This window comes from Anabaena catenula FACHB-362 (assembly GCF_014698735.1).
GTDB lineage: Bacteria > Cyanobacteriota > Cyanobacteriia > Cyanobacteriales > Nostocaceae > Anabaena > Anabaena variabilis_A.
Map to the genome: position 1 here is coordinate 1 of NZ_JACJTQ010000069.1, position 21,747 is coordinate 21,747.

The following is a 21,747-nucleotide window of genomic DNA, read 5'->3' on the forward strand; positions in this document are numbered from 1 at the left end:
GGCATCTCTAACGCTTATTTTAGCGTACCAGCCAGCTACCTTTGCATTGGGGCATCTCACTTTTAAAAGCAGTGGCAGTAACACTTTAGCTATTTCCGGAGATGTCTAATAATGGTAACTTCCTTTCCTTTGAATATGCCAACGTTTTGCTGGAACTGGTTTGATAGATGTTTCATCCGCAACATCGTCCCATCCGCAAGAGCTTACTAACCCCTTCTTATGAGCATTCTCACATAATTCAAACAGTTTTTCGGGTGTTACTTCAGTCATTCTTATACCTTTTTGCAAGTAAATATTACCAACTGCGATCGCCTAATTTTGTAATTCAGGCACGCGCTGATAAATAAATATACAAATTATCAAGCTATCAGGGAACCGTAATAACACGTAATAACACTATTTAAAACAAAAATAACCTGTAATTGCGCAAACTGTCCAGCATTACCCTTTTCATGTATTTAGACCACACTCTTGATTCCTCTTTGCGCCTCTGCGCCTCTGCGTGAGACAAAAAAATGTGGTTCATTTACCCGAAAATTGCTGTAATTACCACGTTGGATCGCTAAACAAATTAATGGTCAATACCTCCTTTCCTGGTGGAACTGGAGTAATGCAAGCACGAATGACTTCCCCATCATCTAGTTCCACGGTGCAAGCATGACAAGACCCCATCAGACAACCAGTAGGAATTAATACCCCTGCCCGATCTGCGACATCTAACAGGGATTCTCCTACTTCAGCATTAACAGTGACATCATCTGGTAGAAAGCGGATGCTAATAGTCATTGGTCATTGGTCATTGGTCATTGGTCATTGGTCATTGGGTAATAATTACAAATTACAAATTACCCATTATTTAAGACAAAAACGGATTTAAGTTTAAATGGCTTTCAATTTGGGTGGCTAAAGAGTCCAACATCTGTTCTCGCTGTTCTCGGTAATTAGCAACACCGGTGGGCAAAGATTTTAAACCTCGTTGTTGACGGAGACGGTTAATCCAAGCACGTCGCCAGGGGCCATTATCAAAAAGCCCGTGTAGATAAGTACCCCAAACAGATTGGCAACTATCTACTAAGCCTAAATTAGCATCATCAAATAGCGGTTGACAGGATTGTTTATCATCTTGGGTTTCTAAGCGCGATCGCCCTTGATGGATTTCAAATCCATTCACAGGTAAGCCCATTTGCGGATAATTGGAACTAACTTGGCGCTGACGGGCGATTTTTTGTCCAGTAATCACAGTTCTGATAGGTAATAGATTTAACCCCTGAAATCTACCCGCTTGCCCCTCAGATCCCTCTGGATCTGCTATGATTTGACCTAGCATTTGAAAGCCACCACAGATGCCCAAAACTGTTCCCCCTGAAGCTGCATAATTTTGAATTGCTTCGGCCATGCCGCTTTTTTGCAGCACTATTAAATCAGCAATTGTGGTCTTGGTTCCAGGAATAATTACAGCATCAGGATGTCCCAAATCTTGCTTTGGACTCACATATTTTACTGAAACTGTAGGTTCGGATTCTAGTGCATCAAAGTCGGTAAAATTGGCAATTTTTGGTAAGCGGACGACAGTAATATTTAATTCAGCTTGGACTTTATGGGGTTTGCGTTCTAGCAAGTCTAGGGAGTCTTCCGCTGGAAATACTTGTTCTAAGTAAGGGATGACACCGACAACCGGAATACCAGTGCGTTCTTCTAACCATTTAATTCCCGGTTGGAGAATGGAACGCTGTCCCCGGAATTTGTTAATTACTACCCCTTTAATTAAAGCGCGTTCGTCCGGTTCTAGTAACTCTAGGGTTCCAACTACGTGAGCAAAAGCGCCGCCTCGGTCAATATCTACTACTAACAGAGTTGGTGCATTTAAATATTTTGCCACCCGCATATTGGTTAAGTCGCGGTGCTTGAGATTAATTTCGGCTGGACTACCTGCACCTTCACAAACCAACAAGTCACATTCTGTCTTTAAATGTTCTAAGCATTCTTGAATAGTGCGCCAACCGAGTTCAAAATATTGCTCGTAATAATCTGTAGCACTCACAGTACCTACGGCTCTACCTTTAAGGATAACTTGAGAGGTCATATCCCCTTGAGGTTTGAGTAAAATTGGGTTCATTTCCACTAAGGGAACGACTCCCGCAGCCCAAGCTTGCACCGCCTGGGCGTAGCCTATTTCTCCGCCACTGGCAGTAACATAAGCATTTAAAGCCATATTCTGACCTTTAAAGGGAGCTACTCGCCAACCACGCCGGGAGAGAATGCGACAAATGGCTGTAGTGATAAGAGATTTACCCGCGTGGGATGTTGTTCCCACTACCATAATTGATTTCATAGTGTGACTATTAATGTAATGTTTTTTAGATTTAGTGGAGCAATTTCAGGCTTAAAGAAAAAGTGCAATTCGGCAGAAATACAGGATATTGCACCGGGAAATTATAAAGATGCTTCTATAACGCGCAAGCTTTTAGGACTACGCGGCTATACAGGCAAAATCCACCCTGGTAGATTTCCCACCCTAGTTTTCACTTTGGCTTGCTTATTTTAACTTGTCAATTTTGCATCTAAAAGGGTAGTCGAAACCAACGAGTTATGGAATTGTATAAGCGATCGCTCAATGAGGGACTACGCCAATCTTTTTCTGGGAATTTTTCTACCAACTGATGACCTAGGGGAGTCAGGCGAAAACCGTCTGTAATTCCCTGTCCATCAACTTCTCGCCGCAATACTCCCACTTCGATTAGCCAATCAAAGGCGTTATCACAGGACAATTCCGATAAAGGACGTTTGGTGTAGCCTTGCTTGTAACCATTTTCCATAGCGATCGCACTGACGGAAACGCTTTGGTTACGCATCGTCATAAATAAACTGAGCTTGAAAGGGGAACAAATGAGCGATCGCTCGGCTCTTTCCAGAGTAGTCCGAGAATAGACAAAGGGTTTGGTGTTTGGGGAATCAACAGCGGTCATGGATTTAGGAGTTGAGGAAGTGGTGAGAATAAGCAAAAGGGTAAGATTTGTAAGTTATGCTATTTTTTCTCAAATTTATTTAAATATTGTAAATCATTGTAAAATTTCAGGTGCATCAACAATCTGAAACAGGAAAAGTTAATTATGCCACTAGCAGTTGGTACAGATGCGCCTGCATTTACCGCTAAAGACACAAACGGCAACACAGTCTCATTATCTGATTTTGCTGGTAAGACGGTGGTTGTATATTTCTACCCCAAAGATGATACACCGGGCTGCACCAAGCAAGCCTGTAGTTTCCGGGATGCCCAATCTGAATATCAAGGTAAAAATATTGTGGTGTTGGGAGTAAGTGCTGATGATCAAGCTGCCCATCAAGCATTCACCACTAAATACAATTTGAATTTCCCTTTATTGGTTGATACGGACAAAGCCTTGATCACAGCTTTTGATGTAGATGGTGGTGGTTATGCCAAGCGTGTCACTTTCGTAATTGACCCCAATGGTAAAATCGTCCATGTTGACAGTGCTGTTAATACCACTACTCATGCTAGTGATGTTTTAAAAGTACTTGGTTTGTAGTTCTTCACCCTGACTGGATTTTAGAGTTGAAATTTTCAATGGGAAAACAAATCTAAAATCCAAAATTCAAAATTCAAAATTTTTTGACCTCAACTCCTACCCAAATCTAGGTTAGGGGTTGAGGTTTTAAGTTTTCATTGATTAGCGGGTAGGATAATCAACGATGGTGTATTTCCACCAGATGTAGTTGGTGAATTTGAGTTTGACTGCTGGGGAGTTTGCAGGAGTTTTTCTTGTCTAGCTTTAAATGCTGCTGCTGCGTCATCCAATTGCTGATTCTGTTGCTCAGGATTAAAGTTGTTAGTCCCAAGATTTGCTCTATGAATCAGATCAAGCATATCGAACTCTGAGCTATTACCGGTCAATGAATTGGTATTGCGATCGCTCTCCAAACTACCAAAGGGTTGATTAGGATCAGCTAAACTGGGTGATGCTACTAGCAGAGACGCAAAGCTAATTCCTGCGAAAGTCGCAACCAAGATTTTGTGAACTGGTAAAAATGGTCTTTTCATGAAATTTCCCCTCACATTTTACTGACTTAATTATGCTTCTATCTTAAGCAAGAGTCCGGCGTAATTGGGGTTGAATGCTGAGTAAAGCCACCACAGCAAACCCGACTAACACTAACAATGCTCCCCCAAAGGTAACGTCACCCCAAAAGGCGTGCATGACGACATCATTTAATCCCCAAGTGCTATGAAGATACAAATAGCGAATGGGTTCAATAGCATAGCTGAGAGGGTTGAGGGTAGCGATAACCTGCAACCAACCGGGCATAAAGGATAAAGGTGCTAAAGCTGTGCTGGCGAAGAGTAAAGGCAGGTTTGTGACGAAAATTACCGCGATCAGTTCAATGTGACCGGGTAAAGCAAAAGCCAAACCGAGGGAAATAGCGGTGACACCCAAAGCCAGAAGCAAGACAATGAGAGCGATCGCACTCAAACCCGCCGCATCAGGTAAACCAGCCCCTATAAACGCTGCTGCTGCTACAATTACAGCCGCTTGCAGTAAACTTTGGCTAATAATGAAAATGGCAGAAGCAAAGACAATCGAGAACCGAGAAGCTAAAGGTGCAACTAGCAACCGATTTAAAAAGCCAAATTCCCTGTCAAACATTACAGGTAAACCGGCATTCAAAGCCCCAGCAAAAGCAGTAAATACTATTACACCTGCTGCCAGGAATTGTCCGTAATTTGTCGTACTTCCAAATAAACCTTTAGGGGCATTTTGGAATAATGCACCAAACAACACCAACCACATCACCGGTTGAATAATTCCTGCTACCAAACTAGAAGGACGGCGTTGTAATTGGATAAATAGACGACGAGTTAAAGCCAGTGTTTCTTGGACTAATTCACCAAAGAAACTGGGAGTAGTTTCAGTAACTACCGTAGGTGGGGTTAGTTGTTGCCAATTGATATCAGTCTTCATAGCATTTTTAACATTAGATATACAGGGTGTAAAATTAAAGAATCTGAATTATAAACACTTCTGTACTTGGGAATCTGCCCATAAGAGCAAGAAAGTTTATAATTCTTAATATCACATTATATCAAAAAATGATTGAGAAGTTGATTAGGATTTAATTACAACTATACATTTAGCAAATTTAGTTAGGTTTAATGTATAATAAAAATTGTATTTCCTATTCAAAAATTTGAAACTCCTATGCAGATGATTGATGTTAAAACTAACAGTCCACCTCTTTATATAGTTCGTATTGAGGTTGAACAGCTTTTTGGTAGATATAATTACGTTTTATGCAAAAAAGAGCAAGATATTCATGATCAAAGAAATTCTTCACTCATGATCCTTTATGGTGATAATGGTTCTGGTAAAACTACTATTTTGAAACTACTATTTCATTTACTATCACCACATCCTAGACATGGACATCGGAAATTTTTAACTCAAATTCCTTTTAGTAAATTTTCTGTAAATTTTGCTGATGGAAATAGCATTATTGCCAGTCGAAATAATTCAGAGTTAACTGGCTCATTCCAACTACAAATTGTACAGAATCAAATTAATATTTTTGATGCGGTCATTGATAATGAATATGATAAACAAAAACAACACTTACCTAGTGATGAATTTGGTAACAAGTTAACAGAACTTCAGTTAGCTATGTTTTTTTTAGGTGATGACAGAGTTTTAAAAAGTGATGTCTTGCCAGAAGATGATGATAATGATTTATATGAAAAAAAACTTAGACAGTTAATGATTTCAAGAAGGAGGACTTCATCATCAAATGTTTACCTATTAGATGATGATTCTTTAATTAACAGAGATATAGTTTTAAAAACATCTATTGAAAGAACTGAAGAATGGATTCGGGATCAAGCATTCACAGGTACAAATCAAGGAGAAGCAAATGTACACAATATATATGAAGAAATTATTACTAAAATTCTTCAAAATTCAGAGGGTGAAATTATCGAAAAATTACCAAAATGGCCAGAAATACTAATTGATGAACTCAAAAATGCAGATAATATTAGTAAAGATTTTTCTCGATTTGGCTTAATGTCCCCATTAGATAGTCAAAAAATCGTTAACATATTAACTAATATTATTTTTACACAAAATTCACAATTAAAATCTACTATATCAAGTGTTTTAAACCCCTATTTAGATAGCGTATATGCAAGATTCAAAGCTCTACAAAACATCCAAAATCTATTAATTGCATTTGAAAGTACAATCAATAAATTTTTTCATGATAAATATATAAAGATTCACGTTACAGATGGTATCAAAATATTCACTGATGAAAATATAGAATTGTCTCCTGAGAATTTGTCTTCTGGGGAAAAGCAACTCTTATTACTATTTTGTAATACACTCACAGCGCGAGATAAAGCAACAATTTTTATCATTGATGAGCCAGAAATATCATTAAATGTAAAATGGCAGCGTCAACTTATTGACGCATTACTTGAGTTAACAAAAAACAGTCAAGTTCAATTTATATTAGCCACTCATTCAATTGAATTACTTTCTAAATACAAAAATCATGTTATCAAGCTGGTGAAGACGGAGAAATAACTAAAAAATGGACAATGAAATAAGACGTACCCTTGACGAACTTGTCATGAGATATGAACTTGAGCCTGAGTTACGTGATATATATGTTGAAGGTAAAACAGATAAACTTTTTTTAGAATGGTTTTTAAACAATAGAGGTATAAAAAACGTTTCTGTTTATGAAATTGACACAGTTGATATTTCTGCTGAAAGATTATTTAAAATTGAGTTAAAAGATAACAACCGTAGTCGTGTTATTGCTCTTGCTTTGTTCCTGGATCAATTTTCAGAAACTACACCTCATATTATTTGTATTGCAGATAAAGATTTTGATTGGTTATTTGAGATACATTATCAATGTAGATTACTCTTTTTTACTGATTATTCATGTCTGGAGATGTATCTGTTTAATGAACAAGTTTTAAATAAATTATTGTTTTTATCTCTTCGTATTTCTCAGTTAAAAGCAGAAAATATACTCAAAGAATTATCTAAGGTATTAGAAGATTTATTTCTGATTCGTGCTACAAGGGAATTACTAAACATAGATACTGATATGTTAGATAATTTTGGGAAATGCTGTAATTGGGATAAATCAAAAATTCAATTTCAATTTGATCTACAAACATATATTGAAAAATATTCCAATAAATGTTCGATGTCATTGGGAGAAAAATCAATATTCATCCAAACAATGGAAGAATTAAGAATTAAAGCCGAAAAGTTAGAAGATGCTAGATATAAAATACATGGACATGATTTTACTGATGTGTTGTATTTATATATTAAAGATTTCTTAGCTAGAGAAATAAAAAGTTATAACTCTGAAATTATTGCTCGTAATTTACTTGGATGTGTTGATCCTGAAGCATTAACTCAAGAAGAGATGTTTAATAATTTGTTAGTTCGTTTGACTCAATATTCATCAATTATTTAGGTAATTGGTAATTAGCAATTATTCCCAATTACCTATCAACTGTCAACTATCAACTATCTCATATTTTGCTTTTTCTCCGCTTTAGGATCACGATTAGCAACAGCAGCTAATTCGGCATCCATCAAAGTTTTTCCAGTTGCAGCTAGGTAAACATCATCTAAACTAGGACGAGATTGAGCAATACCAAAAATCGGTAAACCGACATTATTTAAGGCTTGCTGAATAGTAATTAAAGCGTCATTTTGGGGAGTGACTACCAAATTCAATGAGTTACCTTGAGCGTTATTGATGATGATTTCTTGGACAAAAGGTAAAGTCTCCAGGAGGTTTTTAGCTTTGTCTGCTTCTTCGCTGGGTGAAAATTCGCGGATACGCAAAGTAATGCGATCGCCCCCAACTTGGTCTTTTAACTGCGAAGGTGTACCATTAGCAATAACTAGACCGCGATCTATGATTGCTACCCTATCAGCTAAAGCATCAACTTCTTCTAAATAATGGCTGGTAATCACAACCGTAGTTCCCGCAGCGCGTAACTTTCGCAGAAATTCCCATACCACAAAACGGCTTTCAATGTCAAGCCCTACCGTTGGTTCATCCAACACCAACACATCTGGGGAATGGAGTAAACCCGCAGCCAAATCTAGGCGTTTGCGTAAACCACCAGAATAGGTTCCGGTTTTTTTATCTGCGTATTCTTGTAAACCCAGCAAATCCAAGACGGTGTTAATCCGTTGTTTGATTACCGCACGAGGAAGATGATAAAGTGCCGCTTGCAATTGCAGCAACTCCTTACCCGTCAGCACTTTATCTAAAGCCACTTCCTGAGCCACATAACCCAGCTTTTGCCTGGCTAATTTGGGGTGTTCTAAGGCCGAAATTCCCGAAACTTCGATTTTGCCAGCATCAGGGGTTGTCAGCGTACACAAAGCCCGGAGAGTAGTAGTTTTCCCTGCACCATTGGGGCCGAGTAAACCAAAGATTTCTCCAGGTTGTACCTGAAAGGAGACATCTTTGACAGCCTCAACAGTACCGTAGCGTTTTTGTAGATTTTCAATTAAAACGGCGGGAGCCATGACAGCTATAATCCCTAACTATACAATTCTCAACAATCTATCTTCTATTGTACGAGTTGGGCGTTAGCCGTGATGAGTTCTGTTCTACTTTTCTTGATCTCCTTCTTCTCTCTTCTGCCTTGTTTCTTAGGAGCAACTGCACAGGCTGCCACCCGCTATGAATGAAAGAAACAAAATTTTCTTGAGTACTTTACTCCCAACTTTTACTCCCAACTTTACACCTCACACTCGTTACTCAGTACTCGGTACTCGGTACTGTTTCTTGAAACAGTGTCGTTATTTGATACAGCAGATTGCAGATTAATAATGAGGTACAAAATCAAACTTGAAACCTAGACACCAAGCCAGTTTCACTCCTGACTCCTGACTCCTGACTCCTGACTCCTGACTCCTGCTGTATGTCAGGGTTTTCTGGAGATGTCTATTATGTTCCTGGACGAGAGCGAATATGATCAGGTATATGATGGCGATCGCCTAATACTTCTAACAAGGGACCATTAACATCAAATTTAACCATACTTACCGATGCGACCAAAATATTCACCCGATAACGATAGCGTCCCAAATCAATTCCCAGTAAACTGCAAAGCAGAATCCGAATCGTGGCTTTATGGGAAACTACTAAAACATTACCTTGGGGATGTTTTTCTTGAATTTCCGCAATTACAGGCATAGAACGGTTAGCAATATCTACCGCAGTTTCTCCACCAATGGGCGCATTCCAAGCGGGTTCTGTCAACCATTTTACATAGTTTTCTGGGTAATTTTCTTGAACAAACGATTTACTCTTAGTTTCCCATTCGCCGTAACTACCTTCTCTTAATCCTTCCCGCACCTGCATCTCCATACCAACAGCATCACAAAATGGCTTGGCAGTGGCAATGGTGCGCTTCATCGGACTAACATAAGCCGCTTCCCACTTCAAGTTTTGATAAACATCGGCAAAACTCTCTGCCATCTGCATTCCTTCAGAGGTCAATTCTGCATCAGTTTTACCGCAGAAGTTACCACTTTGACTAAAAGTAGTTTCGCCATGTCGCAGTAAATATAAATTGAGTGTCATAGCTGGCGATGGGGATAAAGGAGTTTGTGTAAAAATAACATATCTCAATCTCGCAATTGAGTATGTGACACCAGGACAAAGTAATCAACCAAAAAAGTCAATTCCCTCACCAACTTTTGTCTTCGACTTCAAAAGTAACGGATGAGAGTATTGAACCAAAGCGATCGCTGCGAGAACACCGCAGACATGGCATGGCTCTAGGTTATCACCAATGGATTCAGAGTTATTGTTGTTAGGAGAGTTGGGCAAGTCTTCGGCTTTGACACCTACCAAGCTACCCAACCCAGTTTGATTTTTATATTTGCGCTTTTTTTGCTGATGCTAGTATATTTTCAAATTCAACTATTTGAGGATAAAGATTACGGCTCTCCTAGACTAGTTATAGAAAATTACAGCGGATTCCTTTGTTATAAGGTACATCATAGCCCCCTCATCGCTTGCGGGGAGGGGGTTGGGGGTGGGGTGCTTGTACCTCATGACGCTGGGAAGTGCTGTAATACTTGATATCAGGTTAAGTCCTTACATAGTAGGGGATTCAAGAATCAGAAAGCATCTTTTTATTAAATTTTTGATTCTATTTTAGCAAAACCTAGTTATATCAGGTGTTTTAGGTGTTGTTTAGTATTAATTCATCAAACGAAGTCTAGGAGAATCTAATTTTTTACATCCTGTAAATCCTGAAATCCTGGTTATCCTGATTCAGACAATTTTGATTTTTAATAAAATTTAGATAATAACCGTCCTTTAAATTATACACCTAAATAATAGCATAAAAAGTCAAGAGGTCAATACCCTAGTAAAATCGTTGAATTATTGCGAAGATTCTCAATAATCTTGAGAATTAACCCAGTCTATTCTCAATAAACATAGTCGTATACTTTTTTTGTAAAAGTCAGATTTAAAAAACTTATAGTGGTCAGCTTTGAACTGATAACTGACCTACCCTCCCCAGATGTGGCAAAATAAAGAATTGTAATAACAAAAGTATTGTTAAGGTAATTTAGTGACTTCAACTGCTCAAACTACAGCAAGTGCGCGTCGCGCGGTCTTTCCATTTACAGCAATTGTCGGCCAGGAAGAAATGAAACTGGCACTGTTGTTAAATGTGATTGATCCCAAAATTGGTGGTGTAATGATTATGGGCGATCGCGGCACCGGCAAATCTACAACTATCCGCGCCTTGGCGGATCTCTTACCAGAAATCCCTGTTGTCGCCAATGACCCCTTCAACAGTGACCCCAATGACACGGACTTGATGAGTGATGAAGTCCGTCAACAAGTAGCTCAGGGAATAGAAATTCCCGTAGCTCACAAAAAAGTGCAAATGGTAGACTTACCATTAGGCGCAACAGAAGACCGGGTTTGCGGTACTATCGACATCGAAAAAGCTTTATCTGAAGGCGTGAAAGCCTTTGAACCAGGACTACTGGCCAAAGCTAACAGAGGTATTCTCTACGTTGATGAAGTCAACTTGTTAGATGACCACTTGGTAGACGTACTCCTCGATTCTGCTGCTAGTGGTTGGAACACCGTCGAACGGGAAGGAATTTCTATTCGTCACCCAGCGCGGTTTGTTCTCGTTGGTTCGGGAAACCCAGAAGAAGGAGAATTGCGTCCTCAACTACTCGACCGTTTCGGAATGCACGCGGAAATTCACACCGTCAAAGAACCAGCTTTACGGGTGCAAATTGTGGAAGAACGGGGCGAATTTGATCAAAATCCTCCAGTGTATTTAGAAAAACACAAAACCCCCCAAGAAGCATTACAACAGCAAATTGTTAATGCTCAGGAATTATTACCACAAGTTAACCTTGACTATGACTTGCGGGTAAAAATTTCGGAAGTTTGTTCAGAATTGGATGTGGACGGTTTGCGGGGTGACATCGTTACCAACCGTGCTGCTAAAGCCTTAACTGCCTTTGAAGGACGGACAGAAGTTACAGTTGACGATATCCGTCGGGTAATTACATTATGTCTGCGTCACCGTCTGCGAAAAGATCCCTTAGAATCCATTGATACTGGTTATAAAGTTGAAAAAGTCTTTTGTCGCGTTTTCGGTGTGGAACTACCAGAAGATTCAACACAGAAAAACGGTTCAGGCATGAAAGCTGGGGTTAGGTAATTAAATTAGGTCTTAGTCAGTAGTCAGTAGAAAAAAACTGACAACTGACTATTCAGGTTAAGTAGATCAGAATGAATAATTCGAGGTTTGTAGTGAGGACTTTAGTCCTTATTTGAGGGCTGAAGCCCTCACTACGAAACCATCTCAAGACTTTTTACATTACTTAATCTACTTTGATTTATTCTCACTTACTTGTCTAGATTATTTCGTAAGTATTCAGGATAGAGAATACAGAAGACGCTACGCAGACCTGCGGTTCAGGAGAATAAAGGCTTTTTTAGTCAACTTTGATGATTTTGATAAAATTTCACCTCTCTCTATTCTTCATTTCATAAGCATTCTGACTCCTGACTCCTGACTCCTGAATTCTTACATTATTTCCAACCTTGCATTTCTACTAATTCCATACACAAATCATTAATTTGTTCTAAATCAGGTCGGTGAGGTAAAGTTGATTGTTCATAAAAAACATCCATCTCAGCCACCAAATCTTCTGCCATTTTCATCAACTGTTCATAAGTATACTCACCCATAAGAATAGCTTTTAAAACATTAATATCTCCCGCTACTCTTCTATCGACAATTAATTCTCCTCGCTGCAATATTTCCAAACCACTCCGCAGCAATCTAATACAGTGCATACCATGTTTCAAGTCATAACCTGACTTTTTCTCCATTTCCGCTCTAGCAGGATTTCTATTTTCTTGCCAAGATAGATAAGCTTTCCATTCTCTTACAGCGATTTGATAGCTTTGGCTTTTTTGCAACAGCCGAATAAAGTCTTTGCGTCCATGAGTTAGATTTTGAGTATATGCTAAAGCCTCGTCTGCTAAGGTATATTGTTTCAAAACACCTTTAAAGTCAATATCTGCTGTCAGCAATTTGTATAACTGCTCTGATTCTTCTAAAAATTCAATTTTACCTCTAATTAAGATATATAGATATTCCAAAAAAGCATTTAACTCATCTTTACTTAATGGTGCTTCATCTTCTATCCCATAATCAGATGGAATTGGTTTTTTAGCTGGTGGATTTAACAACCATTTGCGATGAGTTTCCATTTTCTTGATTTGAGCAAAAGCATAACCAGAGTAGGTATGTTTAACTTTTTTACTCAAAAATAGCTGTCTGTGATTAATTAAATACTGTCCAATATTCGTTAAAAAAGGATAATTATTCAACCACAACAATTCTAAAACATTAGGATTTGCACCAGCTAATAAATGTAGGACTTTTCTTAATTCATAAATAACCGTGTCTTGATTACCATCTATAAACGGAAATATTCCCGGTTCATCCCACCCAGTATCTTTTTGTTCTATGCTATCGAATCCCAAATAGTAACGCTTGGGAGCAATAAAAACGCCACGATAATCATAGTCTGAATCAGGACGATTTAAACCATAACCATGACTACCTGCTAAACCAACGAAAATAGCTCTTTCTTCAACTTCGATTCTTTTCATAATTAATTATAATCTGCATTTCTAAAATCAATCATCGTCTGAAGATAAGCATCAGGCATTCCCGTATCAAAACACTTACCTTTAACAATATATCCTGTCATTTTCTCCAGTTGACGCAGTTCTTCTAAACAGGATGTTAACTGAAACTCACCTCGTTCTCGAAAGTTTTGTTCAATATGTGCTGCTAAACAATCAAAAATCTGCGGAGTGAGTAAATATAAACCGAATATACATAAAAACTCATCTGCTGCTATTCCTTCTACACGCAAATTTTGACGCGCATACTCAACAGTTGGTTTTTCATAAATTTGCGTCAGAGAAAGCAGAGAATTAAATTCTTGCCAAATTCCGGCAACACACCCGGCTTTATGAATAATTTGGGCTGACATTGTAGTTAAGCCAATAACACTGTGATTGACTTGTTCATACATATCCAAAATTTGCCTAGCACAGGATTTTTCGGTATTGGATTTATAAACATGATCGCCCAACATCAACAAAAATGGCTCATTTTGTACCCAATCTTTTGCACAAAATACAGCGTGTCCATAGCCTGCTTGTTCGGATTGAGTTAATATTGTGACTTTGTTGCCTAATTCTTGTAAATATTGGCTATATTCTTGATTTTGCGGCGATAGTTTAGCGAAAAGTTCTGGTTTTGGGGGATTGTTAAATAAATCAATAAATATTTCTTGATCCTCTGGTTGTACTACTATCCCTACTTCTGTAATTCCAGCACTGATTGCTTCTTCTACAATTGCTAAAATAACAGGTTTAGCTCTGCCATCTTGATCAATAATTGGGAAAAGTTCTTTTTTAACTACTTTGGTAGCTGGAAATAAGCGTGTGCCAAACCCAGCAGCCGGAATTACAGCTTTCCTAACTTTAGTTATTTGCATAAATTGTTATTTTAAACATTCATGTTTACCTTCATTCACACAGTTTGGTTTGTTTGATTTTTGAAATATAGGTTTGGTGGGCAATGCCCACCCTACTAATGATTTCTTGATGTTACAAGCTCCCGGATTTATCCGTGGAATCAATCCAAAATCCTGTTAGATGATGACTACCGAAAATATACGTTTGAATTTGTGAATAATTCAGTAGTGTATGTAGTAGGGGAGCAGTTAATTTTCTAGGACTACTAGGACTTAGATATTTATCCTGTTGTGACTGAGCTTGTTTAATTAGCATACCAATTTTTTCTGCATCACCTGCTTGTAGTGCGTCAATTGCGACTTGGGTAAGTAAGGTCTGCTTGTCCATTGGTACGGTCAGAATTTGACAACTACCGTTAGTTAGAGAAGTCTTGAGTATAAAATCGTCGGATGAGATTTTACCTGGGCGTATAAGTCCTTAATTAGTGCCAACAAGCAACGTGTAGCCCTTTTCTAGTTGTGGATTGTAGCAACTATCACCTCCCAACCAATCACTATGTTCACTAAATAGGCACAAGCATCCTGGAACAAAAATTTTGATGGCTTTTTATGGCTGGCAGGTAAAAAAGATACTCTCGGCTGTTGTGGAAGTAGCGATAGCGTATCCCTGACGGGAGTGCTTTGCACTCAGCGCTCCGTAGGAATCGCTATCTGTTTACATTGGCTATATGATAATGTCCAAGGGATTTCTCTGCTAATGCTGACAAAATCTTGATTGCAGAACCTGAGCAAATCATGCTACTACTATCATCTCCTGACTCCATAGTTTGATTTTCTGAAGTTTGATTTTCTGATATTTGAGCAAATTACAAAAAGACTTAGATTTTTTATACTCTATCAACTAAATGTTTACTGTTAGGGTTTGTCTTGTTAGTTACCACCAAGGTTGAGTCGTTTTTAACTAGTGTCAGTTGATAAAGTGTCACTCTCTACACTAGCTATTTGGTTTGAAAAGAGATATCCTGATCAGATGCAAGGAGTGATACCACTTCACCTCATGTTTGTTACAAGTTATCCTAGCAATGCTTCCCCTAATAGCAGTGTTGCGGATTGCCAATGTTACATCAAAATAGTGGGTTGGTATAAAGTTATACGGGGAGCGCTTGAGTAAGGAAAAAGGACTCAGGCGCTTTTTCGTGTGTAAATAAATGTTGGCTATTTTTTCTATATCGATTTGTCTATTCCCTAGCGGGACCGTAGGCACTATTACGAATTACGACTTGTTGCAGTCATTTTCTCAATTAGGATGAGCTAGGGATTATCGTAGAGATATGGTTTAGCTGCTTTTTGGTGCAATCAGAAATAGAAATCACTGTGTTGTGGCTCAAGGGGGTAAAATACGTATGGATGCTGAGAAGATTAAACAGCGCTATTCCGCAGGAGAGAGATATTTTCCATCTGCTCAGTTAAGTAAAGTCAAGTTGATTGATGCCTATTTACCAGGAATCAATTTATGGGGAGCAGATTTAAGTGAAGCTAATTTAGCTAGAGCTAAACTCTGGGGAGCAGATTTGAGTAGCGCGAATTTAGCGAAAGCGAATTTGACGAGAGCTAATTTGTGTGGCGTTAATCTCTGTGAGGCAAATCTTCGCGGTGCGAGGCTTTATTATACGAAGTTGTATGGAGCAAATTTGACGGGTGCTTTTTATGATGACAGCACGCGGTTTTCTCAAGGTTTTGACCCCGTTAGTCATCATATGCGGAAGTTTTAAGTGGTCGTTTTTGTTAATAAAAATTAACTAAATAGATTGATTTCTTCCTCCTGTTGTAATTAAACTTAATAATATTCAAAATAGCTACAAAAAATACAGAAAAATTGTATATAAAGTTTTTCGTTTGTAAAGGATAGTTGATCTTTCTTGTCAAAAGAATCTGATTAGTTAGACACTAGAAAGAATAAAACATCAGCAATTATTTTTATGAATGCTATTTCTAACTTTGAATTTAAGCGGTCAACTTGGCAAACAGCGACTATGTTGACTCTGGGCTTTTGGCTCAGTGCCAGCCTGGTTTTAGATTGGGTAATTATGCCTAGTCTGTATGTGGCTGGAATGATGAATGAAGCTAGTTTTACAACCACAGGCTATGTGGTTTTTTGGAATTTTAATCGCCTAGAATTGTTATCTGCTGCTGTAGTTTTGACTAGTGTATTGGCTATTGGCAAAACTAAATCTGATTGGCGTTTGGGCAGTATAGTTTTATCTGCTCTGCTTCTAACAGTTGCTTTGCTGGATACTTATTTCTTAACTCCCCAGATGTGCGCTGTGGGCAGTAATTTAAACTTATTTACAGATGCGGCTGTAGTTCCAGCAACAATGAATTTACTACACGGCGGTTATTTCTTGCTGGAAAGCTTGAAATTGGTTGCAGGTGGTATGCTTTTAAACTGGTGCTGGCGTGAGGTTTAAGGGAGTGGTGATGTTGAGATGCAATATTTGAGGTGAAGGTGGGCAATGCCCACCCTACTAAAAATACTGAATTAATCTGATTCTGCTTCACTGTTGGGTAACAGCAAGCGAATAGCAAGGATAGCAAAACCGACAGCAGCGATCGCTTTGAGTATACGTGTAGGAAATAATTCTGCAACTGCTCCCCCTGCTAATGCTCCCAACAAACTGGTTAATACTAACGCTCCAGCAGTGCCAAAAAATACACCTTGTCGAGATTGACCACGACCAGAAAGAGCGATCGCAGCTAACTGACTTTTATCACCTAATTCTGAAAGAAAGACTGTAATAAAGCTCAACCCTAAAAGATGCCAGTTCATATTGATTCTCTGTATAAATAATATCTACTAACCAATAAACACATCCCAAAAAAGCATCACAGAAATCAGCAGCAACATTACCCCTGCTGATTTTTCTACAGTTTTTGGACTGAGTTTACTGGCTATCCAGCCACCTAAAAGCACACCTAACAAGCTGGTGGTAATCAATGCAGCCCCAGAACCAATGAATACTACCCAAGGTTGATGAGATTCTGCACTCATTAACAAGGTAGATAGTTGAGTTTTATCGCCAATTTCTGCCAAAAATATGGTGATGAAAGTTGTTCCAAACACCACCAAGGTTGATTCCTGCTTTTTGGAACTATCCTTAAATACAGGCTCAATTAGATAGCCGTTAGTGTCTTTTAGTTCTGACTGGCTTACAGATACGGAGTCAAGTTTCACAGGGGTTGTCTTGTCCTTAGGTTGTTTTCATATTCTTCTCATTTTCTCAGATTTTTGTAATAAATTGCAACTCTTATCCAGAAAATTCTGTATTAAAAGCCAACAGCTTGATCAAAGCGGATAATTTCCAAACTGCGATCGCCATAAACAGCCTCAATTTGTTGACGACAGCAGTCGATGGCGAAATCGTTGAGTTCCTCTGGTTCAATCCCAAACATATCCTGAAAGGTTTCCACTTCCACCCGACAGAAACGCGGACGATGCTCGTAAATGGTGCATTCTCGCGTTGTCTGGTCAAAATTAACGCACCATCCTCCGTCCCCTACCATACTCAGGTAAAGCCCTAGTTCTTCTGGTGAGAGATAATCTTCCAAATCTGGACGATCTGCTGGATCTAGATGACAGCAGGCTCCACATTGCTTGATACATTGCCAAGTTGCCATAATTTACCCTACTTTGTAACTTCCCGCTATTTTACGTTTTTATTGCGTTTCTTATAATTTTGTTAAGTAAATTAAATCAGGTGTCTGCTTCCCGGATATGATCTATTGCGGGATTTGCATTTGAATTATTGAATTTTTTAAGACAATTCGGAGGAAAAGAAAAAAATGGAAGCTTTAGCAAACATTAATTGGGAAGTTGTTTTTCAGTTGACCTCAGTAGCTCTAATCATCATTGCCGGGCCAGTGGTAATCTTCCTGCTGGCTTTTCGCAACGGAAATCTGTAAATTTGTCAATGGGTAAGGGGTAAGATCAAGTCCGGTTCCAGACTTATCATTAGGGACGACGCAAAGACGGTGGGACGCTCTGACGCGGAGAGATTTTAATCATAAGTGATTATCCGGATTTGATGTAATGGGTAATAGTCTTTTTCCAATTACCAATTACCAATTACCCATTATGAATTTATTATGAATTTGTCTCACGCTCCAGAGGGAGAGTTTGAGTGATGGAATTTTTGATAGCCAGTAAAAAAGCCGCTAGATTTAGTTCTAGAGACTTTTTTCATCTACTCACCCTTAACTTCAAATTCCTCACCGACTGGAAGATCAAACTCATCAATTCTTAAAGCTGCTTCTTTAGTTAAACCTGCTTTTGCACGAGTTTCTAGTATTTCTTGATAATATTCTTCGGGTGTTAACCCATAATCTCTCTTAACGCAGGCAATTTTATCTTTAATGCAGTCCTCAATCATTAATTTAACATCAGCAAGATAGTAATCTTCATTGAATGATTTAATATGTATTTTATGAGTTATTGAAGGAACCGCGAGCCTTTTTAGACCTCTTGCTTCTTTTAATACTCGATTACCTATTAAATTGTCATAAACATCAAAAAAACTAAAAATTGTTTTGCCTTTTGTATTTCTTTTTAAAGCTGGTTTTAAACCTACAAAAATATCAACTGACGGGAATACACGGGTTAAAAACAAAAAATTATCCATTGTCGCATCCTGTTGGGTTCTTTAATTATCTAATATGGTATCGGCTCGATACCTAGATTCAGCAAGCCTTAAAATTTAATTTGTCTAGAAAGGTTTAGTTTCTTACTCATTCAGCACCGACAAAGCCTGAACCGCAGCTTGGACAATGCCATCATACTGAGGTAAAGATAGATTAACCTTTTGAGCATCTTGTCGATTTATACCCAGTAAACCCATATTATCTCCTGGCTGCATGACTAAAACTTTACCCTCAGAATTTTTAACTCTTAACTCTGAACCAACACCGTTATGATAAACGCCACAGGTGTATTGACGCTGTTTGTACTCAAAGTTAGCGCGTAGCTTTGTAGTTGGTGGGTTAAAAAATATTGAAAACTGACTGGGGAGTCTCACACCTGCTAACTCCATTTCAATGGTAGTGTTACCATTAAAGCTATTTTCTCGGAGTTTGTAAGCGACATCTACTCGCGCAGGTAAGGGAAAGTAATCACCCCAACGCCAAGCGATCGCTTTAATTTTATACTGTTCATTGTCGATAGTTTGGGCTACAGTCAGTTTGATGTGACCTTTACCAACGATTTTCTGTTCAATGATTTGTGCGTTAGCTGTCCAGAAGACAGGATCAGGATTTTCGATACCGCAAGGATGAAAGATATTTAGCTGTTGATATAACTCCTGATTGATGTGATTGAGATTTGCTTGAGCATCAATTTTCAGTAATGGTTTGAGGTGTTGGGGTTCTAAACACTGATTTGCAAATTCAGATAAACGCGATCGCACTGAAAGCAAATTATCTGCTGGGAGAGAAAATCCTCCTGCGGCTTTATGTCCCCCAAATTTGCCCAGCAAGTCTCGACAATATTCTAAAGCTGCAAAAACGTTAAATTCTGGAATTCCCCGCGCTGAACCGCGAATTATGCTGTCATTCTCATAAGTACCGATGAAGACAGGAACTCCGTAACGTTCCACCAAGCGAGAAGCGACAATCCCAATGACACCATGATGCCAATTATCTTTAACAACGACTAATACTCGGTCTTTTTGTAAATATTTTACATATAAATCTTCAACAAGTGCGATCGCTTCCTGTTCAATTTCCTCACACATCTGCTGACGTTGGATGTTGATTTGTTCACACTGCATTGCTCTTTCCAGCGCTAATCCCATATCATCAGTCGTCAGCAATTCTATCACTGTCTGCGGATTGCCAATTCGACCAATCGCATTAATGCGCGGCCCCAGACGAAAACCAATATCCTCCGGTTTTAACGATTTGGGATTTGGGATTTGGGATTTGGGATTACTTTCCCCTTCACTGGCTTGAACTCCAGCCACTTGAATTAAAGCTTGCACTCCTGGTAAAGTAGATTTAGGTAAAAGCTTTAAACCACGTTTCACCCAACGCCGATTGACACCAGTCAAAGGAGCTAAATCTGCAATAGTTCCCAATGTAAACAAAGCTAACATCGGCTGAACTAAACCTTTCAGTTCCCCTAATTGCTGCGCTAAACATACCGCTAAGATATAAGCTACACCCACACCCGCGACACCCCGATAAGGTGAAGATTCCGCTATAAGTTTGGGGTTAAGAATTGCGTTAGCTGGTGGTAATTTGGGGGGAATGTCGTGATGATCGGTGATAATTACCTTTAATCCCAGTTCTCTAGCTCTCGCAATTGGCTCAAAAGCCGATATACCATTATCTACAGTCAGGATTAATCCTACCCCTTCGCTGTGGAATTCTTCGACAATGCGGTTGTTAATGCCATAACCTTCATGCATCCGACTAGGGATAGCATAATCTACATTTGCACCTAAAGCGCGAAGACTGCGGAGTAGTAATGCAGTACTAGTCATCCCATCTGCATCGTAGTCTCCACAGATAGCGATCTTCTCTTGATGAGCGATCGCACTTTCCAACAATTCTACACTCATCGCTAAATCGGGGAAATCTTCCAACGGAGAAGGTAAATTGAGAGATTCAGGATTTAAAAATGCTTGTGCTGCTTCTGGTGTTTCAATCCCACGATTAATCAACAGTTGGCTAATAATAGGAGATAGATTGGTTAAATTTGCTAATTTTTCAGCTAATTCTGGATTTTGCAGCGCAATCTGCCAACGTTGATTAGGTAAGCGTTTGATGGGTTTGACTATTTCAGTTACAGGTCGGTCTAGCACTAAGAATAGGGTAATTGGTAATAGGTAATATCCTAATAGATATAGCAGGTGACAGGGGACAGGTGACAGGTGACAGGTGACAAAAAAATATTTTGGTGTCATCTCCACCTTGGCTGTTGCTATATTCAGACAAGATTGAGATGTGAGACCACATTGTATCGGATAAAATAAAAACAAATCAACAAAAGGCAGTCTTTAATGGTCAACCAAATCAGTGAAATCAAATCCCCCACTGAACTGGTAATCTCTTGGGAAGCCTTACCCGATGATTTTCAGTTAGAAGATGAACCCGTGGAAAATACCGGACAGCCGATTTTGGCTGGTGCTTTGCGAGAAAGCTTAGAAATTGCGGGTTTCATTCAACCTCAGATGCTGATAGCCTCGAATTTTGGTTTGTGTGCCACATTAAACGGTCAATTTATTGCTAAAGCACCTGATTGGCTGTATGTTCCTTCAGTTAAAGAGATTTTAGCAGAACGCAAAAGCTACACACCCAATTTAGAAGGGGAAGTTCCGGCTATAGTCATAGAATTTTTATCAGACACCGACGGTGGAGAATATTCTGTTAAGCGAAGCTATCCACCAGGAAAATGGTTTTTTTACGAGCAAATTTTACAAGTTCCTATTTATGTAATTTTTGATCCTCATGGCGGCTTATTAGAATATTATCAATAGACATCTCCGAAAAAGAATTAAATTATGGTATAAGAATATAAAAGTGTATTTTTTGGTAAGACGTTATGGGCAGTATATTTGAATATATTCAGAGCAATCCTCAC

General features: G+C 38.8%; 25 protein-coding genes and 1 pseudogene. 10 read left to right on the forward strand and 16 right to left on the reverse strand.

Annotated elements, in window-relative coordinates; translation table 11 throughout:
* Nucleotides 1-167 precede the first annotated feature (167 nt).
* Nucleotides 168-347 (forward strand): hypothetical protein, encoded by a 180-nt coding sequence (locus H6G68_RS25020; RefSeq protein WP_190909065.1) that lies wholly within the window; start codon nucleotides 168-170, stop codon nucleotides 345-347.
* 199 nt (nucleotides 348-546) lie between these two features.
* On the opposite strand, the gene H6G68_RS25025 is transcribed toward H6G68_RS25020, so the two are convergent.
* Both H6G68_RS25025 and cobQ read right to left on the reverse strand, forming a co-directional pair.
* Nucleotides 547-786: a 2Fe-2S iron-sulfur cluster-binding protein gene (locus tag H6G68_RS25025; RefSeq protein ID WP_190909066.1), complete on the reverse strand. Its 240-nt coding sequence runs from the start codon at nucleotides 784-786 to the stop codon at nucleotides 547-549.
* Between the two features lie 70 nt (nucleotides 787-856).
* A complete protein-coding gene (gene cobQ / locus H6G68_RS25030; protein WP_190909067.1) occupies nucleotides 857-2,332 on the reverse strand; it encodes a cobyric acid synthase CobQ in 1,476 nt (491 codons plus the stop codon).
* 3 nt (nucleotides 2,333-2,335) lie between these two features.
* Between cobQ and H6G68_RS25035 the strand changes: the two genes are divergently transcribed.
* Nucleotides 2,336-2,545, forward strand: coding sequence for a hypothetical protein (locus tag H6G68_RS25035; protein ID WP_190909068.1), 210 nt, complete (start codon nucleotides 2,336-2,338; stop codon nucleotides 2,543-2,545).
* 16 nt (nucleotides 2,546-2,561) lie between these two features.
* Here H6G68_RS25035 and H6G68_RS25040 read toward each other — a convergent pair whose 3' ends face one another.
* Nucleotides 2,562-2,966 carry an Npun_F0494 family protein gene (locus H6G68_RS25040; protein WP_190909069.1) on the reverse strand — a complete coding sequence of 135 codons (405 nt, stop codon included), beginning with the start codon at nucleotides 2,964-2,966 and terminating at the stop codon, nucleotides 2,562-2,564.
* Nucleotides 2,967-3,110: 144 nt separating this feature from the next.
* On the opposite strand from H6G68_RS25040, the gene H6G68_RS25045 reads away from it, so the two are divergent.
* Nucleotides 3,111-3,548 (forward strand): peroxiredoxin, encoded by a 438-nt coding sequence (locus H6G68_RS25045; RefSeq protein ID WP_190909070.1) that lies wholly within the window; start codon nucleotides 3,111-3,113, stop codon nucleotides 3,546-3,548.
* 134 nt (nucleotides 3,549-3,682) lie between these two features.
* On the opposite strand, the gene H6G68_RS25050 is transcribed toward H6G68_RS25045, so the two are convergent.
* Nucleotides 3,683-4,060 carry a hypothetical protein gene (locus H6G68_RS25050; protein WP_190909071.1) on the reverse strand — a complete coding sequence of 126 codons (378 nt, stop codon included), beginning with the start codon at nucleotides 4,058-4,060 and terminating at the stop codon, nucleotides 3,683-3,685.
* Between the two features lie 43 nt (nucleotides 4,061-4,103).
* Nucleotides 4,104-4,979 carry an ABC transporter permease gene (locus H6G68_RS25055; protein WP_190909072.1) on the reverse strand — a complete coding sequence of 292 codons (876 nt, stop codon included), beginning with the start codon at nucleotides 4,977-4,979 and terminating at the stop codon, nucleotides 4,104-4,106.
* Nucleotides 4,980-5,216: 237 nt separating this feature from the next.
* Between H6G68_RS25055 and H6G68_RS25060 the strand changes: the two genes are divergently transcribed.
* On the forward strand, nucleotides 5,217-6,596 hold the full coding sequence (locus tag H6G68_RS25060; protein WP_190909073.1) for an AAA family ATPase: 1,380 nt from the start codon (nucleotides 5,217-5,219) through the stop codon (nucleotides 6,594-6,596).
* Nucleotides 6,597-6,603: 7 nt separating this feature from the next.
* Nucleotides 6,604-7,512, forward strand: coding sequence for a DUF4435 domain-containing protein (locus H6G68_RS25065; protein WP_190909074.1), 909 nt, complete (start codon nucleotides 6,604-6,606; stop codon nucleotides 7,510-7,512).
* 53 nt (nucleotides 7,513-7,565) lie between these two features.
* Here the strand turns inward: H6G68_RS25065 and H6G68_RS25070 are convergent, their stop codons facing one another.
* The 3 genes from H6G68_RS25070 to H6G68_RS25080 all read right to left on the reverse strand — a co-directional run bounded on the left by H6G68_RS25070 (nucleotide 7,566) and on the right by H6G68_RS25080 (nucleotide 9,921).
* Complete coding sequence (locus tag H6G68_RS25070) at nucleotides 7,566-8,585, reverse strand: ABC transporter ATP-binding protein (RefSeq protein ID WP_190909075.1); 1,020 nt, start codon at nucleotides 8,583-8,585, stop codon at nucleotides 7,566-7,568.
* Between the two features lie 424 nt (nucleotides 8,586-9,009).
* Nucleotides 9,010-9,648 carry a histidine phosphatase family protein gene (locus H6G68_RS25075; protein WP_190909076.1) on the reverse strand — a complete coding sequence of 213 codons (639 nt, stop codon included), beginning with the start codon at nucleotides 9,646-9,648 and terminating at the stop codon, nucleotides 9,010-9,012.
* An 84-nt stretch (nucleotides 9,649-9,732) separates the two neighbouring features.
* Complete coding sequence (locus tag H6G68_RS25080; RefSeq protein ID WP_206757420.1) at nucleotides 9,733-9,921, reverse strand: hypothetical protein; 189 nt, start codon at nucleotides 9,919-9,921, stop codon at nucleotides 9,733-9,735.
* A gap of 730 nt (nucleotides 9,922-10,651) precedes the next feature.
* Here H6G68_RS25080 and bchI point away from each other — a divergent pair.
* Nucleotides 10,652-11,770 (forward strand): magnesium chelatase ATPase subunit I, encoded by a 1,119-nt coding sequence (bchI, locus tag H6G68_RS25085; RefSeq protein ID WP_190909078.1) that lies wholly within the window; start codon nucleotides 10,652-10,654, stop codon nucleotides 11,768-11,770.
* Nucleotides 11,771-12,144: 374 nt separating this feature from the next.
* On the opposite strand, the gene H6G68_RS25090 is transcribed toward bchI, so the two are convergent.
* The 3 genes from H6G68_RS25090 to H6G68_RS25100 all read right to left on the reverse strand — a co-directional run bounded on the left by H6G68_RS25090 (nucleotide 12,145) and on the right by H6G68_RS25100 (nucleotide 14,502).
* On the reverse strand, nucleotides 12,145-13,236 hold the full coding sequence (locus tag H6G68_RS25090; protein WP_190909079.1) for a nucleotidyltransferase domain-containing protein: 1,092 nt from the start codon (nucleotides 13,234-13,236) through the stop codon (nucleotides 12,145-12,147).
* A gap of 2 nt (nucleotides 13,237-13,238) precedes the next feature.
* Entirely contained in the window at nucleotides 13,239-14,135 is an 897-nt protein-coding gene (locus H6G68_RS25095; protein WP_190909080.1) for a UTP--glucose-1-phosphate uridylyltransferase, read from the reverse strand.
* A gap of 112 nt (nucleotides 14,136-14,247) precedes the next feature.
* Nucleotides 14,248-14,502: a hypothetical protein gene (locus H6G68_RS25100; RefSeq protein ID WP_190909081.1), complete on the reverse strand. Its 255-nt coding sequence runs from the start codon at nucleotides 14,500-14,502 to the stop codon at nucleotides 14,248-14,250.
* 1,015 nt (nucleotides 14,503-15,517) lie between these two features.
* Between H6G68_RS25100 and H6G68_RS25105 the strand changes: the two genes are divergently transcribed.
* A complete protein-coding gene (locus tag H6G68_RS25105; RefSeq protein ID WP_190909082.1) occupies nucleotides 15,518-15,886 on the forward strand; it encodes a pentapeptide repeat-containing protein in 369 nt (122 codons plus the stop codon).
* Nucleotides 15,887-16,093: 207 nt separating this feature from the next.
* Entirely contained in the window at nucleotides 16,094-16,582 is a 489-nt protein-coding gene (locus H6G68_RS25110; RefSeq protein ID WP_190909083.1) for a hypothetical protein, read from the forward strand.
* 71 nt (nucleotides 16,583-16,653) lie between these two features.
* Here H6G68_RS25110 and H6G68_RS25115 read toward each other — a convergent pair whose 3' ends face one another.
* The 3 genes from H6G68_RS25115 to H6G68_RS25125 form a co-directional block, all read right to left on the reverse strand.
* Complete coding sequence (locus H6G68_RS25115; RefSeq protein WP_190909084.1) at nucleotides 16,654-16,941, reverse strand: TMEM165/GDT1 family protein; 288 nt, start codon at nucleotides 16,939-16,941, stop codon at nucleotides 16,654-16,656.
* Between the two features lie 27 nt (nucleotides 16,942-16,968).
* Nucleotides 16,969-17,346: a TMEM165/GDT1 family protein gene (locus H6G68_RS25120; protein ID WP_190909085.1), complete on the reverse strand. Its 378-nt coding sequence runs from the start codon at nucleotides 17,344-17,346 to the stop codon at nucleotides 16,969-16,971.
* 92 nt (nucleotides 17,347-17,438) lie between these two features.
* Nucleotides 17,439-17,789: a YkgJ family cysteine cluster protein gene (locus H6G68_RS25125; protein WP_190909086.1), complete on the reverse strand. Its 351-nt coding sequence runs from the start codon at nucleotides 17,787-17,789 to the stop codon at nucleotides 17,439-17,441.
* A 165-nt stretch (nucleotides 17,790-17,954) separates the two neighbouring features.
* On the opposite strand from H6G68_RS25125, the gene psb30 reads away from it, so the two are divergent.
* Complete coding sequence (gene psb30, locus H6G68_RS25130) at nucleotides 17,955-18,074, forward strand: photosystem II reaction center protein Ycf12/Psb30 (protein ID WP_190909087.1); 120 nt, start codon at nucleotides 17,955-17,957, stop codon at nucleotides 18,072-18,074.
* A gap of 281 nt (nucleotides 18,075-18,355) precedes the next feature.
* Here the strand turns inward: psb30 and H6G68_RS25135 are convergent, their stop codons facing one another.
* Nucleotides 18,356-18,790, reverse strand: a complete 435-nt coding sequence (locus H6G68_RS25135; protein WP_190909088.1) for a hypothetical protein — start codon at nucleotides 18,788-18,790, stop codon at nucleotides 18,356-18,358.
* A gap of 102 nt (nucleotides 18,791-18,892) precedes the next feature.
* On the reverse strand, nucleotides 18,893-20,968 hold the full coding sequence (recJ, locus tag H6G68_RS25140; RefSeq protein WP_190909089.1) for a single-stranded-DNA-specific exonuclease RecJ: 2,076 nt from the start codon (nucleotides 20,966-20,968) through the stop codon (nucleotides 18,893-18,895).
* 198 nt (nucleotides 20,969-21,166) lie between these two features.
* Between recJ and H6G68_RS25145 the strand changes: the two are divergent.
* Nucleotides 21,167-21,640, forward strand: a pseudogene (locus H6G68_RS25145) (Uma2 family endonuclease); the annotation flags it as partial.
* Nucleotides 21,641-21,747 lie beyond the last annotated feature (107 nt).

What these genes read in the sequence shown, in the direction of transcription:
- H6G68_RS25050 (WP_190909071.1), bottom strand. Translation starts at nt 4,060, where the DNA reads ATGAAAAGACCATTTTTACCAGTTCACAAAATCTTGGTTGCGACTTTC.
- H6G68_RS25065 (WP_190909074.1), top strand. Translation starts at nt 6,604, where the DNA reads ATGGACAATGAAATAAGACGTACCCTTGACGAACTTGTCATGAGATAT.
- H6G68_RS25070 (WP_190909075.1), bottom strand. Translation starts at nt 8,585, where the DNA reads ATGGCTCCCGCCGTTTTAATTGAAAATCTACAAAAACGCTACGGTACT.
- H6G68_RS25105 (WP_190909082.1), top strand. Translation starts at nt 15,518, where the DNA reads ATGGATGCTGAGAAGATTAAACAGCGCTATTCCGCAGGAGAGAGATAT.
- H6G68_RS25095 (WP_190909080.1), bottom strand. Translation starts at nt 14,135, where the DNA reads ATGCAAATAACTAAAGTTAGGAAAGCTGTAATTCCGGCTGCTGGGTTT.
- H6G68_RS25025 (WP_190909066.1), bottom strand. Translation starts at nt 786, where the DNA reads ATGACTATTAGCATCCGCTTTCTACCAGATGATGTCACTGTTAATGCT.
- H6G68_RS25075 (WP_190909076.1), bottom strand. Translation starts at nt 9,648, where the DNA reads ATGACACTCAATTTATATTTACTGCGACATGGCGAAACTACTTTTAGT.
- H6G68_RS25115 (WP_190909084.1), bottom strand. Translation starts at nt 16,941, where the DNA reads ATGAACTGGCATCTTTTAGGGTTGAGCTTTATTACAGTCTTTCTTTCA.
- H6G68_RS25045 (WP_190909070.1), top strand. Translation starts at nt 3,111, where the DNA reads ATGCCACTAGCAGTTGGTACAGATGCGCCTGCATTTACCGCTAAAGAC.
- cobQ (WP_190909067.1), bottom strand. Translation starts at nt 2,332, where the DNA reads ATGAAATCAATTATGGTAGTGGGAACAACATCCCACGCGGGTAAATCT.
- H6G68_RS25090 (WP_190909079.1), bottom strand. Translation starts at nt 13,236, where the DNA reads ATGAAAAGAATCGAAGTTGAAGAAAGAGCTATTTTCGTTGGTTTAGCA.
- H6G68_RS25055 (WP_190909072.1), bottom strand. Translation starts at nt 4,979, where the DNA reads ATGAAGACTGATATCAATTGGCAACAACTAACCCCACCTACGGTAGTT.
- H6G68_RS25040 (WP_190909069.1), bottom strand. Translation starts at nt 2,966, where the DNA reads ATGACCGCTGTTGATTCCCCAAACACCAAACCCTTTGTCTATTCTCGG.
- H6G68_RS25020 (WP_190909065.1), top strand. Translation starts at nt 168, where the DNA reads ATGTTTCATCCGCAACATCGTCCCATCCGCAAGAGCTTACTAACCCCT.
- H6G68_RS25100 (WP_190909081.1), bottom strand. Translation starts at nt 14,502, where the DNA reads ATGGACAAGCAGACCTTACTTACCCAAGTCGCAATTGACGCACTACAA.
- H6G68_RS25110 (WP_190909083.1), top strand. Translation starts at nt 16,094, where the DNA reads ATGAATGCTATTTCTAACTTTGAATTTAAGCGGTCAACTTGGCAAACA.
- psb30 (WP_190909087.1), top strand. Translation starts at nt 17,955, where the DNA reads ATGGAAGCTTTAGCAAACATTAATTGGGAAGTTGTTTTTCAGTTGACC.
- H6G68_RS25125 (WP_190909086.1), bottom strand. Translation starts at nt 17,789, where the DNA reads ATGGCAACTTGGCAATGTATCAAGCAATGTGGAGCCTGCTGTCATCTA.
- H6G68_RS25135 (WP_190909088.1), bottom strand. Translation starts at nt 18,790, where the DNA reads ATGGATAATTTTTTGTTTTTAACCCGTGTATTCCCGTCAGTTGATATT.
- H6G68_RS25060 (WP_190909073.1), top strand. Translation starts at nt 5,217, where the DNA reads ATGCAGATGATTGATGTTAAAACTAACAGTCCACCTCTTTATATAGTT.